This window comes from Agromyces sp. NPDC058110, from assembly GCF_042884735.1.
GTDB lineage: Bacteria > Actinomycetota > Actinomycetes > Actinomycetales > Microbacteriaceae > Agromyces.
On the sequence record NZ_JBHVTI010000004.1, the window covers coordinates 104328 to 118513 of the forward strand.

Here is a 14186-nt window from a genome sequence, read left to right on the forward strand (position 1 = left end):
CCGCCCGATCGGCTCGACTCATGGCGTCGGTCGGATGCCCCACCCTCGTGGTCACGACTCGACGACTCCGAACCCCCCGAAGACGGCGTCACGATCACGAGCGTAACGCGATCGAGCAGATCGGGCGGCGAATCCACGCCCGAAGACGCGCTGGTCGCAGGGCGATGCTGGGCACCGTCGACCGCACCCCGTAGCGTGGCACCGTGCGGAACTGGGTGCGGAACGCGATGCTGCCGGTCGAGGGCGTCATCGAATGGTTGGTGCTCCTCTTCGTTCGGGCGAGGCCCGGAGCACGAGGGCAGCGTCCGCGACATGTCCTCGTGACCGGGCCGGGCGGCGGCAGCGTCGGCGACGAGGCGATGTATCTCGCCTTCGTGGCGCAGGCAGGTGTTCCGGTGACGGTCGTCGGGAGGCGGAGATCCGACCTGCTGCAACTGGTCGACGGCGACGTCGAATACGTGTTCCTCCCGAACCTCCTGTACGGGACGGTGTTCCAGCGTGTGCCGCAGTTGCTCGCGTTCCTGCGCCTCGCTCGATCGGCGTCGGGTGTCTCATTCATCGGGGCCGACACCATGGACGGGGTCTACAACAACCCGTCATCCGTCCGCCGGTTCCGGACCGCCCGCCAGGCTGCCGCGGTCGGAGCCCCGACACGGGTCCTCGGGTTCAGCTGGAACGACCATCCGACCCCGCAGGCTCTGCGCGAGATGCGCCGCACGGCCCCGCACGTCGAGTTCCTGATGCGCGACCGCTCCTCGGGCGAGCGGATCCGCGCGGACGGCGCACTGCAGGTCACCGACGTCGCCGACCTCGCGTTCCTCACGACCCCGCGCGAGGGCGGCTCATCGCTCGAGGAGTGGATCGCCGACCAGCGTCGGCTGGGCCGCCCGATCGTCCTGGTGAACGCGAATCCGTTCCTCGAGCGGTGGTACCCCGACCAGCTCTCGGCGTACGCGAGCGTGCTCGCCGACGGACTCGGCGCCGGCGTGTCGTTCGCCCTCATCCCGCACGACACGTCCGGGGCGTCGAACGACCTGACCTACGAGACGCGGATCCTCGAGCACCTGGACGCCTCCCCGCACCTGTTCCGTCAGACCGCACTGCTCGCGCCCGCGGACATCGTCCGCATCGCGGCCCTGGCCGACGCCGGAGTGACCGGTCGGATGCACTTCGCGATCCTCTGCGCGGTCGCCCATACGCCGGTGCTCGCCCTCTCGTACCAGGGCAAGGTCGCCGGGCTCTACGCGCTGCTCGGCCTCGACAGCTGGCTCGGCCCCGGCGCCGAACTCGCGCCGCGCCTGCGAGCAGGACTCGACGATCTGCTGTCCGACGGTGCGGCACGGGCCGTCCTGGAGGTGCGGGTCCCCGAGGCGATCGCCCTCGCCGAGCTGAACCTGCCGCTCACGGACGCTCGACGTACCGCTTGAGGTGTCGCCTGCTCCGCAGGACGGCGACCGCCTCGCGCCGCAACCGAGGCCAGCACGCCAGGACGATGGCGACCCCCGCGAGGTAGGCGGCAACACCCACACCCAGCGTCCCCCAGTCGCCGAGCGGTGGCGCGACCATCCCGGTGATCACGTAGGCGACCACAGCCGGGAGTCCGTACCCGAGGAACGGGACGATGCCGTTCACGAACAGGGCGGCGCCCGGTGCCTCCGCGAGCCGGCTGTAGAGGAGGATGCCGACCGGCCACATGACGAGGTTCACCGCTGCGAACCCGATCGCGACGCCGACGATACCGCCGGCCGACCCGACCAGGACCGCGACGATCAGGAGCGGCGTCGTGATGAGCGCGACGTAGAGCGAAACGCGCGTGTACCCCCTCGACAGCCCGACCCAGAAGGTCGCATAGCCGGCGATGCGGGCGATCGCCGCGACGGCGAGCACCTGCACGACCGGAATGCTGCCCGACCACCCGTTCCCGAGCACGATGGGCACCAACGGGGCAGCCACGGCAGCGGCGAGGAAGAACAGCGGCATGAGGGTGTGCACCATGATCGACTGGCCGAGCAGCAGGAACGCCCGGAACCTCTCCGGGTCGCCCTGCAGTCGCGACAGCACCGGCACCGCCACTTTCGAGGCAGGGGCCTGGATCTGGTTGAGCGGTGCCATCACCAGTTGGAACGCACGGTCGTAGAGGCCGAGCGGGCCGGCCCCGAATCGGATGCCGATCACCACGGAGTCCGCGTTCCGACCCACGTACGAGATCACCTGCGCCCCCAGCAGATTCAGGCCGTAGCCGAGCAGGGGCGCCAGGCCGCTCGTACGCCGAGGCAGGCCCGGGAGCCACCTCCCGATGACGATCACGGCGACGGCACCCGCCGCCGCGATCGTGATCTGCTGCGCCACCAGTGCCCAGTAGGCCCAACCCAGGGAGGCCGTGATGACGGCGACGCAGAGTCCGAGCACGGGCGTGACCGCATCGACCACCGCCAGGGCTCTGAACCTCATGGCGCGAGCAAGACCGGCGCGATGCTGGGTCGCCACCCCGTTCAAGACGAAGACGAGGGCGAGCATCCGCGTCACCGACGTCAGCCGGTCATCGTCGTAGAGGGCCGCGATCAGCGGAGCACCGATCACGACGACGAGCGCCAGGAGCACTCCGATGCCCGAGTTGATCCAGAACAGCGCGTCGCGCTGTCTCCGGGTCAGGTGCGGGGTCTGGATCGCGGCGTTCGACAACCCGAAGTCGCGCACCAGTTCACCGATGCCGATCACGGCTGCGACCATGACGACGACGCCGAAATCCGCTGGGACGAGCAGGCGCGCCAGTACGGCGATGCCGAGCAACTGCACGACCATGCGGATGATCTGGCCGGTCAGCGTGACGACGGCCCCGCGGGCCGCCATCGAGGCAAGCGGTTGGGCCACCGTCACCTCGCCCTCTGGAGCGCCCGCCGATAGGCGTCACGATGTCGGAGTCCCACGACCTCCCAGTCACGAGCCGACAGATCGGGCACCGGGGCCCCGGATCCTGTGCGGACCGCGTGCAGCGTCTCAACGAGCACTTCGGGGCCGAGCGCGTCGTCGAAGAAGTGGATCCACCCCGGGCCGACCTCGGCGGCGAGCGCCTCGTTGACACGCGTCCGCGGGGCGAGCACCGGTCTGTCGAGGGACAGGGACACGAGGATCACGCCCGAGTTGTGCATCTCGGTGTACGGCAGCACGACCAGTTCGGCATCGCGGACCTCATCTGCCAGCGCGGAATCCGGCACGAAGTCGAGCTCGGTGGTGATGCGCGGATCGTTCGCGCACAGCGACACGATGTGCTCGCCGTACTCCGCCGAGTACGGCTTCCCGACGATCCGCAGGCTGGCTGCCGCGTCGTCGGTTCGACAGAAGGCGGCGATGAGCGCCTCGACGCCCTTGTACGGGCGCAGGAGACCGAACTGGAGCATCCGTCCGGGGACCGGAGCCCGGTCGGTTGCGCCGAACACCGACCGGTAGTGGCCGTGCGGGATGTCGACCCACTCCTTCCCCTCCGGGACGTCCGTGGTCTCGTTCAGCCGGATCCACACGGTCGTTCGGTCATCGAGCTTCTCGAGCAGTCGCTCCTCGCCGGCGGCGCCCGACTCGTGCGGTGCCACGTTGTGCACGGTTCGCACGATCGGAGTCCGCGTGATCCGCAACCGTGCCAGCAGGAGCCGGAGCGCCATCGCCTTGCCAGCGGACCCCGCCCGCGTGCGATGCCGCACCAGGTATTCGGGCCAATGGACGTGGAGGACGTCGTATCGGCCGAGCAGTGCCCGCCGCCACGAGAACGTCAGGACTTCGACGTCCGTCGTCGCACTCCCGATCATGTGGTCGACGTATCGGGTCGTGCCATCGGGTGCGGCCAGACTGTGGAGGACTCGGATCATCGACGAACCGCCCCGATCTCGGCGAGCCGACGGCCGACGTCGGCCAACTGACCGCGCGCATCGTCGACGATCGCGACGGTGGCCACGCCGAGGTCGTCGAGTCGATCGCGGTCGAGCTCGCCCAGCCGTTCCGTCGGGTCGCGCGCGTCGGCCCCGACCCATGACGCGCCGATCTGGTCGAAGTGACGCGCGATCTTCTCGTTGCTCGACTCGCACCATCCGAGCGGCACGGCTCCCTCGGTCGCACCCATGACGAGCGCGTGGAGGCGGTCGGACAGCACGACGCGCGAACGCCGGTACACGTCTCGAACGCGCAGTTCCTGGGCCCAATGGTCGTCGGTCGCCCATTCGGCGGCCTCGGCGTCGAGCCGCCCGGCGAGGTCGTGCGCTGCCGTGGCGTCCCGCTTCACCTGCACCACGACGATCGGTGTCAGCCCGAGGCGGTGTGCGAGGCCGCGCACGGCCTCGACCCATCGCTCGCTCGGGGCGGGCCGATCCCCGCGGAGGGAGACGGCGAGAAGATCCCGGCCAGGTGCTCCAGTAGTGCCGGGGAGAGATCGAGCTCCATCATCGGCCTGCACGACCGCCGGTTGCCCGGATCCGAACGCCCAGTCGGGCATCGTCCCGCCTCGACCCATCAATTCGACCGATCTGGCGTCCCGCCAGAGCAGGAGGTCGCTCCACTGCGCAAGCAGGGCGAACGGCCACGTGAACCCCGGCAGGGTCCGTCGGACCCCCGCGCCGACCCACACGATCCGCCCGCCGCGCATCCGATGCACGGCGAGCAGCGGGAGCAATGACACGACACCGGCGAAGTAGCGCCGGGTGGGCACGAACTCGCCCGCGTTGAAGGCGAAGATCCCACCGCGCCCGACTGCCGCTCGAGCAACGCTCAGCCACCAGGAGAGGAATCCGGGAGACGCCTCGTCGGGGTGGAGGCGGAGGCCGGCCGCATACCCCGAACGCGGATCGCCGGCCCAGACGACGAGTCGCCCGGCTGAACGGAGCTCGTTCGCGTAGACGCGACGGAGCACGGAGTCCCCGACGTTGTCGGCCTGACCGCTCAGCCACACATGGACAGCGGTCGTCGGAGTCTCGGCGACATGCCCGGTTGTCTCCGCGACGGCGTTCGCGCTCACCGGCGCGCACCCTTGCTCGAACCCGCTCCGGCCATCCGAATGTTCGGAGCGTCGACCGGATCGGGAGGGCGAGGGCTTGCGGCCAGCGCGATGACGGCCGTCCACGCGACGCAGAAGTACAGCTCGGTCTGGCTGCTGTAGAACAGCGTCGCGGCGAAGAACCCGACCAGGAAGGACAGCATGACCCACTCGCGATTCCGGCGGAGCCGGATGACCGCCCACACGACCATGGCCAGGTACGAGAGCGACACCCAGATCGGGAATTCGAGCAGGATGGATCCGAGGCTCGAATGCATCGGGGCCGTGCCTTCCATCAGCTTCTCGTAGCCCGGCGGATCGATGCTCGCGAACTGGCTGACGTCGATCCGGCTCCGATACAGCACGCCGGCGAACCCGCCGGGAGTGACGCCGAAGAAGAAGTTGCCGAGATTCTCGATCTTGAGCTCCGCGGCGTACTTCAGCAGCAGGAGATGCGCGGTCGTCGAGGCGTTCGTGAAGTCGCCGGAGCCGAACACCCGGTCGAACGAACGGAAGAATCCAGCGGCCTGCGCAGCGAGGATCAGCGGCGTCAGGATGGTGCCCGCGAGCGTGAGGTGCGCGAAATACACCTCGAGCGGGGTCTTCGCTTCCGCCCTGACCTTGCGGTACTCGACGACGAAGGCGATCAGGTAGACCGGCGCGAACACGAAGGGCAGGCGCGAGATGGTCAGGAACGCCACCACGAAGAAGGCGAGCGAGATCAGCAGTCGTGAACGTCCGCGGAGGAAGCGGAGCGAGGCGAATGCGAGGAAGCACGCGTAGACCGACGCATGCGACTTGTCGTCGAAACCGAGCCGTCGACGGTCCGTGCCGCCCGACAGGTCGACGGCGAGCTGCACCATCAGGTATGCGAGCACGATCGGGATCGCCCAGCGGAACCCGCGTGCGACCGCCTCAGTGCCGCCGGCCGCACGGCTGGTGCGGTAGATGCCGATCAGCCAGACGACGACGAGCAGGTAGTAGGCCGTGAACTCGGGGGCGATCCGGTAGGTGTAGACGTTCGAGACCAGGATGGCGGCGAGGAGGACCCCCGCGAGGCCCAGCAGCACGAAGAGGATGTCCCGTCCGCGCAGGAGCCGAGGTACAGAGGCCAGCAGCACGACGAGGGCGCCGATCTGCGCGACGTTCGAGAGTGCGAACCTGCCGTCGATCTTGTAGCTCAGCAGAGCGCCGATGACGGCGATCGCCACGGAGACCGTCACGCCGGCCGCTGCCCGTCGCGAGAGTGCGGTCTCCGGCGCAGCCTCGCTCACCGGCATCCGAGCGCCGCCGGATGTCCGGCCCCCGCCCGAGGTGTGGACGCTTCTCGCCTGCGCGGTGCTCACGTGGTCGCTCCCCGCTCGACCCGGGAGCCCGTCGGATCGGTCCCGACCGCGCCCTTCGACCCCACGCCGGGTCGGAGGTAGGCGCGTGCGATGAGGCGGCCGAGTGCCGCGGGGTGACGGAGGAACAGCGACCGGTGCCGATGGAGGATGCGTCGCAGGCTGGCCGACCGGATCGACGTGCTCCCCTCCGAGATGCTGTCGTCGAGACGGTACAGCTTCGCCGAGACGGATGGCTCGTGCACGAACGTGACCCCACGCTCGAGCAGCGTCAGGCAGAGGTCCCAGTCCTGGAACCGCCGCAGCCCGATGTCGAATCCGCTGTCGCGGGCGAGCTGGGCGGGCAGCAGCATCGTCTGCGTCGACGCGATGCTCCGGAGGAGGAGTTCCCGCTCGGGTCGTTCGATACGAGCGGCCGGCACGACCTCGCTCGATCCGTCGCGGAAGAACACCCGGTGCGAGACGAACGCGACGACATCGGTACGGCCGGCGACGTGCGGGAGCAGGCGTTCGAGGAAGTCGGGCTCCCACTCGTCGTCGCTGTCCTGGAAGGCGATGAGCCCGCCGGTGGCGAGGCCGATGCCGAGGTTGCGCGCAGCGGCCGCCCCACCGTGCCCCGCGGCAGCGAGCCGGATACGGGAGTCCGCTGCAGCGAGGGACTCGAGGTACGCCGCGGTGCCGTCCGTCGAGCCGTCGTCGACGACGATCACCTCGCCCACGGGTACCGTCTGCGCCAGCACGCTCTCGATGGCCCGCCCGACGACGTGCCTGCGGTTGTACGTCGGGATGATGACGCTGACGGCATCAGCCATGCGCATCCCCGGCTCTCAGAAGGCCCCGCACGCCGCGGTTCACGCCGTTCAGCACCGTCGAGACCCCGAACCTGGCCCAGATCGCGGCCACCACGAGCACGTCCAGGACCGTCGTGTTCGAACGGAGGTGCCGCAGGTAGAAGAGCGCCATGCTCCGGTGGAACTGGTAGTTCAGTGCGGTGCGCCTCGGGCCGTCGGAGCTGCCGCCCTTGAGGTGGTGGGCGACGACCCGTCCGTCGTAGACGACCCGCCACCCGGCCTTGCGGAACCGCACGCACCAGTCGAGGTCCTCGGCGTACATCCAGTACCGCTCGTCGAGCAGGCCGACCTCGGCGAGCGCCGTGCCGCGCACGAGCATGAATGCGCCGTTGACCGCATCGACATCGGCCACCCCGTCGTCTCGCACATCGGGCCGGACGTAGTCGGATCCTGTACGTCCGACGGCCCTCAGCACGAAGTACTTGGCGGCGGTCGCGACCGAGGGGATGCTTCGCTTCGCGGCATGGTCGAGCGACCCATCGGCGGTGAGGAGGCGGCATCCGATCATGCCGATGTCTGGCTCCCGTTCGAGCACCTCGAGGAGGTGGTCGACGGTGCCGGGCTCGAGCCTCGTGTCGGGGTTCAGCAACAGCACGTACGCGGCCTCGGAGGTGCGGAGCACCGCGTTGTTCGCCACGGCGAATCCGTCGTTGCCCGCTCGCCGGGTCAGGAGCACGTCGGGATACTCGCGCTCGACCATATCGGGCGTGTCGTCGGGCGAGTCGTTGTCGACGACGTGCACACGGGTGGCGACCGACGGTCGGGCGGCTTCGAACGAGTCGAGGCAGGCCCGAACGAGGTCGCTGCGCCCGTAGGTGACGATGACGATGTCGAGGTCGGTCGCCGGACGCACGGGCTCCCCCCGCGCCGCGGTCACAGCGCGCCCCGCCCCGGTGCGACGACCGCCCTGAACGTGCGGAGCAGGATGGCGAGGTCTCCGGTGATCGACCAGTTCTCGACGTAGTACAGGTCGAGTCGCACGCTCTCCTCCCATGAGAGGGTCGAGCGGCCGCTCACCTGCCAGAGCCCGGTCATCCCGGGTTGCACGAACAGTCGCCGGCCTGCCGTGCGGTCGTAGAGCTCGACCTCGGCACGCCGCTGCGGCCTCGGTCCGACGAGGCTCATCGTGCCGTGCAGCACGTTGAACAGCTGCGGCAGTTCGTCGAGCGAGTACTTGCGAAGCACCCGCCCGATGCGCGTGACCCGCGGGTCGTCTCGCACTTTGAAGAGCGGCTGCGTGTCGGTGCCGTGCTGGGCGAGCAGGCCGGCGAGCTGCGCATCGGCACCGTCGCTCATCGACCGGAACTTCAGCATGGTGAACGGCGTTCCCTTCAGCCCGACCCGCTCCTGCCGGTAGAACACCGGCCCGGGAGAGGTCGCCTTCACGCAGATCGCGAGCACGACCAGCAGGGGCGACAGCACGGCGACGAGCGCGAACGCCACCACGAGGTCGAACACGCGCTTGGCGACGAGCTTGCGGCCTTCGAACTTCGGCGTCTCCACGTGCATGAGCGGCAGGCCGGCGACCGGGCGGGTGCGGATCCTCGGGCCGCCGATGTCGATGAGGCTCGGCGCGACGACGAGATGCTCGGCCCCCGGGATGAGCCCCCAGCTCAGTTCGCGAACGCGATCCGGGCCGAGCTCGTCGGCGCTGGTGATCACGACGGTGTCGGCGCCGAAGTCCCGCATGACGGCGAGCGCGTGGTCGACTCCGTACTCCACCGGGATCCCGGTGCCGGCCAGGTGATCGTCGCCCCGGCCCGGAACGCATGCGCCGGCGATGCGGTAGCCGGCCTCCGGCATGCGCTCGAGCTCGCGCGCGATCACCATGACGGAGTCCATCGAGCCGACGAGCAGCACCCGCGAGGAGTACTCCCCGCTGCGACGTTGCACTCCGAGCCATTGCCGCCACATCCACCGCGAGAAGATGAGCACGACCACGCCCAGCGGGAACGAGATGAGCACGTACCCGCGACCGATGTCGATCTTCAGGAGGAACGCGAAGATCGCCACGAGCCCGAAGAGTCGCAGGGCCGAGTCCGCGACGGCGCGGTACTCCTGCGAACCGACGCCCAGCACCCTCGGCGAGCGCGTGTCGTAGAGCTCGAGCGCGATCATCCACGCGGCGACGATCACGAGCGAGACCACGGTGTAGCTGACGCTGACGTCGCTGCGCGAACCGCTGAACCCCGGTGTCGTGTAGTCGAGCCCGACCCACGCGATCTGCGTGCCGAACACGACCCACAGCAGCACGAGCAGGTCGGTGATGCGCACACGACGCGCGAGCTGCGACGACCAGGCGGAGGTGGTCATCGTGGCCGCGGCGTAGAACCGGCGCATCACCATGTCGCACCCCCGTCGGCCGATCGCGCCAGCACTCCCCCGGCCCACGCCCAGACGGTGCCGTCGGGGGCGGCGTCGATCGCGATGTCGCCCGGCCGGGCGTCTGTGTCGAGGCAGGCACCGGGCGTCGACGGCGAGCCGCCTGCGACCGTGTCGATCACGGCGATGCGGATGCCGCGGCATCCGTCGCCCGTGACCGCCACGAGGTATCCGGCCGGCCCTGCGGCGAGCGCGACCGCGCCGGGCGCCGTGGCCGCCTCGCCCCACGTAGCACCGGAATCCGACGTGACGAGCACCGCCCCGGAATCGCAGAGCACGGCGGCCGACTCCGCCGACGAGGCCGCGAGCCCGGCGACCGGCCCGCCGCAGGCCGTCGACGGCCCGCTCGGGGCGACGGCCTGGTCGCCGTCGAGGTACCAGGTCGGCTCGAGCTCGCCGGTCGCCTCCCAGTCGATGCCCTGCACGTAGCTGTGGTACCGCCCGATCGCGCAGGCCGGGTCGCGCGCCACCATGGTGACGAGATCGGCGTCGACCGCCTCGACGGACTGCAGGTCGGTCAGCCCCTCGGTGAAGCCGGCGCTCCAGGTCGCCCCGCCGTCGACGGTCACCTCGATGGTGGCCGCCCCGCCAGGGCAGGTGCCCGTCGTGCCTCGGTAGGCCGTCGTCGAGTCGAGCGCGGAGATCAGCACGGCCGGTCGCACGGCAGCCGGCGTGGGCTGTTCTGTCGGAGCCTGCGATGACGGCGCGGTCGCGGCATCCGGCGCTGCGGTCGTCGTCGGGGGCGGCGGGATCGTCGGCATCACCTCGCCCTGCGGCGTCGCGCTCTCGGGGCGGATCGACGCGATCGCCCACCACACGAGCACCGCGTCGACGACCACGAACACCACGATCGCCGCCACCGCCCACGGGGCGGAGACGCGATGGCCGAGCCGAGATGCGTTACGGGCCACCGCGACCGCCGGGAACCGATGTCGGGGCGAGCGCGGACACGATGGCGTCGACGGCGTCGTCGATCACGTGTCCGGCCTCGTCGTAGGCCGCCTGGGGCGCGCGGTACGGGTCGAGGATGTCGTCGTCGTTCGGGTCTGGCGGCGGCGGTGCGATGCCACGGGATCGTGCGGCGGCTTCGGTCACCCGGCGCAGGCGCTCGTCGACGGCCGCGTGCAGCATGTCGGGATCGAGCCGGGCGGGATCGAGCCGGGCGGGTTCGCGCGCGCCGGGGTCGAGCGTGTCGGGGTCGAGCACGGCGTCGAGCTCGCCCTCCTCCGCAAGGTGCGCGAGCACCCTCGAGAACTCCCGCAACGTGAACGCGCGGCGAGCGGCGCGCGGCACGAGCTCGGCGACCCGCGCGCGGTGCTGCCTGGTGGCCGTGAGCACGAGATCCGCGTCCTGCACGAGCGACGCCGTCAGCTGACGGGCGAGGTGTCCCGACGGGTCGGCGCCGTACCGCACCGAGAGCGCGGCCGCTTCGGGCGTCATCGGGGAGCCGACGAGCGCCCCCGTCCCGGCACTCGACACCTGCACGCCGTCGAGGCCGACGGCGTGCAATCGCGCGGTCAGCACCTGCTCGGCCACGGGCGACCTGCAGATGTTGCCGGTGCACACGACGAGCACGTTCACGCGCCCGCCACCGGCTGCTGCTTCGGCTCCTGCTTCGGCTCACGCCTCGGCTCCTCGGCCGGGGCGTACCCGTATCCGTAGCCGTACCCGTAGCCGTACCCGTAGCGGCCGTACCCGTACGCGTCGGGTCCCTTGGTCGGCAGCATGGTCAGCACGATGCCCGACACGTTCGCGTCGACGTTGTCGAGCACCGCGAAGGCGCCCCTGACCTGGCCCTTGTGCGCACGGCCCACGGCGACCACGAGGATCGCGCCCCCGGCGGCGCGCGTCAGCACCGCGGCATCCGTCACCGGAAGCAGCGGCGGGGCGTCGAAGAGCACGACGTCGAACGCGCGGTTGAGCTCGGAGATGATGTCGACCATGGCCATCGACCCGAGCAGCTCGCTCGGGTTCGGGGGCACGCGCCCGGCCGGGAGCACGTACAGCTGGCTCCGGCCCCACGGCTGGATCACGTCCTGCAGCTCGGCGCGCCCGATGAGCAGGTCGGTGAGACCGACCGCGCCCTCGATGCCGAGGTACGACGCGACCTTCGGGCGTCGCAGGTCCGCGTCGACGAGCAGCACCCTGGCACCGGCGTCAGCGAGGGCGATGGCGAGGTTGGCGGCCGTCGTCGACTTGCCCTCCGACTCGATCGAGCTCGTCACGACGAACGAGCGCTCGGGGCGACCGGCGTCGAGGAACTGCAGGTTCGTGCGCAGCGCGCGGAACGACTCGGCGCGCGGCGAGTGCGGATCGGCGTGCACGATGAGCGGGCGGTCCTTGGCCTTCGGGTCGAAGACGATGCCGCCGATCACGGGGGTGTCAGTGACCTGCTCGAGGTCGCGCTCGTTGCGGATGCGGGTGTCGAGCGTCTCGCGCAGCACGGCCGCGCCGACGCCGAGCGCCAGGCCGATGAGACCGCCGAGCACGATGTTCAGCAGCACGTTCGGACTCACCGGCTTCTGCGGAACCGACGCGTGCTGCACGAGCGTCAGCCGAACGGGCGAGCCCGTCGCGGCCTCGGCGCCCTCCTCCGTCGAGCCGTCGGTCTCCGCACCGGCTGGATCGCCCGAACCGCCCGTCGTCTCGATCGCCTCGACGACGTTCGTCAGGCTCTCGGATACGGCGGTCGCCACCTCGGCGGCGAGCGCGGGGTCGACGTCGGTGACCGTGATCTCGATGAGGGTCGTGTCGGGCAGGGTGACCGCCGTCACCTCGCGCGCCAGCTCCTCGCTCGTCATGTCGAGCTGCAGCGAGGCGATCGCCGGCAGCAGCACGATCGGCGTCGTGGTGAGGTCGGCGTACGTCTTCACGCGCTGCTGGGTGAACGTGTTGCCCTGGGTCAGCTCGCCGATCGTGCCGCCGTTCGAGGTCGACACGAACACCTTCGCCGACGAGCTGTACAGGGGCGTCTGCACGATCGAGAAGACGGCGCCGGCGGCGACGCCGAGGAGCGTGAGCAACGCGATCAGCACCCAGCTCTGCCGCAAGATGCGGATGTAGTCGCGCAATTCCACGTGTTCAGTCCCCGTCCCCACAGCGTGCTGAAACGCGACACGGTTACGCTTGGCCCCGTGGCACCCTCTCAACATGCCCCGCGGAGTGGGGGCGTGTCAACAACCGACACACCGACGTCCGGCGGCGGCGGGGGCGCCTCCGTGCGCTGGGGAGTGACGGATGCCGCGGTCGGAATCCTGCTCGCGGCGGCCTGCTCGCTCGGCTGGGCGTGGGTCACCCGCACCGTCGTGCTCGACGAGTGGCTGCAGGTGCTGGGCGCCTACCTCGCCGTCTGGGTGCCGCTCGTCATCGTGCTCTGCATCGCGGATGTCGCGCGCGGCCGTCGCTCGTTCGCGGCCGACTTCGGCCTGCGGTTCCGCCCGATCGACCTGCTCTGGGGCATCGGCCTCGGGCTCGTCGCGCGCGGGCTCGTGACCGTGCTCGAGCTCGGCTGGACCGGACGCACCTCGCTCGACGGCGGGGTGCTCGCGCTGCCGACCGGCTTCGCGTTCTGGTTCGGCATCGTGCTGGCCCCGGTGCTGATCGGCCCCATCATCGAGGAGACCTTCTACCGCGGGCTCGTGCTGCGAGCCGTCGAACGGCGCACCGGCGGTCGGGCGGTCGTCGCGGCATCCGTCGCCGTCGTCGTGAGCGCGCTCGTGTTCGGCCTCGCGCACCTCGCCCAGGGCGCGGCGCTGTCGCCGACCGCCGCCGCGGTGACCTTCGCCGGCGCGTTCGTGTTCGGGCTCGCGGCCGGTGCGCTCGCGGCCTCGACCCGCCGACTCGCGGGCCCGATCATCGCGCACATGGTGTTCAACGGCATGCTCGTGGTCGCGATCCTCACCTAGCTGCTCGAGGGGCGACGGATGCCGCGAGCCGCCGATTCGGGCGGCGGGCGCCGTCAGTGGCGGCCGTTGAGCACGCCGCCCGACTCCTCGAGGTAGCAGACGCCGCAGAGCGACTCGTAGGTCACGGTCTCGCCGTCGATCGCGACCTGATCGCCGTCGAACACGAACCGGCCGTCGATCGTGCGGCCGTTGAAGATGGCCTTGCGCCCGCACCGGCAGATCGTCTTCAGCTCCTCGAGGCTGTGCGCGACCTCGAGCAGACGCCGGCTGCCGGGGAACGCGACGGTCTGGAAGTCGGTGCGGATGCCGTACGCCAGCACCGGGATGCCCTCGATGAGCGCGATGCGGAGCAGGTCGTCGACCTGCTCCGACGTGAGGAACTGGGCCTCGTCGACGAGCAGGCAGCTCACGTCGCGGCCGGTCTCGGCGGCCGAGACCGCTCGCCGCTGCTCGAAGAGCGCGCCCACCGCGGCGGTCGGCTCGATGACGAAGTCGACTTCGCGCACGACCCCGAGCCTCGACACGATGTCGCGGTCGCCCTTGGTGTCGATCGACGGCTTCGCGAGCAGCACGGTGTGCCCGCGCTCCTCGTAGTTGAACGCCGCCTGCAGCAGCGCGGTCGACTTGCCCGAGTTCATCGCCCCGTAGCGGAAGTACAGCTTCGCCATCAGCGCTCGCCGCCTCTCGT

At 70.5% G+C, this 14186-nt stretch carries 13 protein-coding genes; 2 read left to right on the top strand and 11 right to left on the bottom strand.

Features of this window, described 5'->3' with window-relative positions; translation table 11 throughout:
* The first annotated feature begins 203 nt into the window (after positions 1–203).
* Positions 204–1427, top strand: coding sequence for a polysaccharide pyruvyl transferase family protein (locus ACFVS8_RS10725; RefSeq protein ID WP_387061458.1), 1224 nt, complete (start codon positions 204–206; stop codon positions 1425–1427).
* Here ACFVS8_RS10725 and ACFVS8_RS10730 read toward each other — a convergent pair.
* The 10 genes from ACFVS8_RS10730 to ACFVS8_RS10775 form a co-directional block, all read right to left on the bottom strand.
* Positions 1402–2871, bottom strand: a complete 1470-nt coding sequence (locus ACFVS8_RS10730) for a lipopolysaccharide biosynthesis protein (protein WP_387061461.1) — start codon at positions 2869–2871, stop codon at positions 1402–1404. The genes ACFVS8_RS10725 and ACFVS8_RS10730 overlap by 26 nt on opposite strands.
* A 2-nt stretch (positions 2872–2873) precedes the next feature.
* Entirely contained in the window at positions 2874–3596 is a 723-nt protein-coding gene (locus ACFVS8_RS10735) for a glycosyltransferase (RefSeq protein ID WP_387061464.1), read from the bottom strand.
* Between the two features lie 260 nt (positions 3597–3856).
* On the bottom strand, positions 3857–5104 hold the full coding sequence (locus ACFVS8_RS10740; protein ID WP_387061466.1) for a polysaccharide pyruvyl transferase family protein: 1248 nt from the start codon (positions 5102–5104) through the stop codon (positions 3857–3859).
* Positions 4996–6240: a hypothetical protein gene (locus ACFVS8_RS10745; protein ID WP_387061469.1), complete on the bottom strand. Its 1245-nt coding sequence runs from the start codon at positions 6238–6240 to the stop codon at positions 4996–4998. The genes ACFVS8_RS10740 and ACFVS8_RS10745 overlap by 109 nt, the downstream gene beginning before the upstream one ends.
* 119 nt (positions 6241–6359) lie before the next feature.
* A complete protein-coding gene (locus tag ACFVS8_RS10750) occupies positions 6360–7172 on the bottom strand; it encodes a glycosyltransferase family 2 protein (RefSeq protein ID WP_387061472.1) in 813 nt (270 codons plus the stop codon).
* The gene (locus ACFVS8_RS10755; RefSeq protein ID WP_387061474.1) at positions 7165–8088 is read right to left on the bottom strand and encodes a glycosyltransferase family 2 protein; all 924 of its coding nucleotides are present in this window, start codon (positions 8086–8088) and stop codon (positions 7165–7167) included. The genes ACFVS8_RS10750 and ACFVS8_RS10755 overlap by 8 nt, the downstream gene beginning before the upstream one ends.
* Positions 8085–9557, bottom strand: coding sequence for a sugar transferase (locus ACFVS8_RS10760; RefSeq protein ID WP_387061477.1), 1473 nt, complete (start codon positions 9555–9557; stop codon positions 8085–8087). The genes ACFVS8_RS10755 and ACFVS8_RS10760 overlap by 4 nt, the downstream gene beginning before the upstream one ends.
* Positions 9551–10504 (bottom strand): hypothetical protein, encoded by a 954-nt coding sequence (locus tag ACFVS8_RS10765; RefSeq protein ID WP_387061480.1) that lies wholly within the window; start codon positions 10502–10504, stop codon positions 9551–9553. The genes ACFVS8_RS10760 and ACFVS8_RS10765 overlap by 7 nt, the downstream gene beginning before the upstream one ends.
* Positions 10494–11174 carry a low molecular weight phosphatase family protein gene (locus ACFVS8_RS10770; protein WP_387061483.1) on the bottom strand — a complete coding sequence of 227 codons (681 nt, stop codon included), beginning with the start codon at positions 11172–11174 and terminating at the stop codon, positions 10494–10496. The genes ACFVS8_RS10765 and ACFVS8_RS10770 overlap by 11 nt, the downstream gene beginning before the upstream one ends.
* Positions 11171–12670: a polysaccharide biosynthesis tyrosine autokinase gene (locus ACFVS8_RS10775; protein WP_387061486.1), complete on the bottom strand. Its 1500-nt coding sequence runs from the start codon at positions 12668–12670 to the stop codon at positions 11171–11173. Before ACFVS8_RS10775 ends, ACFVS8_RS10770 begins: the two co-directional genes overlap by 4 nt.
* Before the next feature lie 93 nt (positions 12671–12763).
* Between ACFVS8_RS10775 and ACFVS8_RS10780 the strand changes: the two genes are divergently transcribed.
* The gene (locus tag ACFVS8_RS10780) at positions 12764–13498 is read left to right on the top strand and encodes a CPBP family intramembrane glutamic endopeptidase (RefSeq protein ID WP_387061489.1); all 735 of its coding nucleotides are present in this window, start codon (positions 12764–12766) and stop codon (positions 13496–13498) included.
* A 53-nt stretch (positions 13499–13551) separates the two neighbouring features.
* Here the strand turns inward: ACFVS8_RS10780 and ACFVS8_RS10785 are convergent, their stop codons facing one another.
* On the bottom strand, positions 13552–14166 hold the full coding sequence (locus tag ACFVS8_RS10785; protein ID WP_387061492.1) for a thymidine kinase: 615 nt from the start codon (positions 14164–14166) through the stop codon (positions 13552–13554).
* Positions 14167–14186: the final 20 nt, after the last annotated feature.

Coding starts and splice junctions, on each gene's coding strand:
- ACFVS8_RS10760 (WP_387061477.1), bottom strand. CDS start 9,557: ATGGTGATGCGCCGGTTCTACGCCGCGGCCACGATGACCACCTCCGCC.
- ACFVS8_RS10785 (WP_387061492.1), bottom strand. CDS start 14,166: ATGGCGAAGCTGTACTTCCGCTACGGGGCGATGAACTCGGGCAAGTCG.
- ACFVS8_RS10750 (WP_387061472.1), bottom strand. CDS start 7,172: ATGGCTGATGCCGTCAGCGTCATCATCCCGACGTACAACCGCAGGCAC.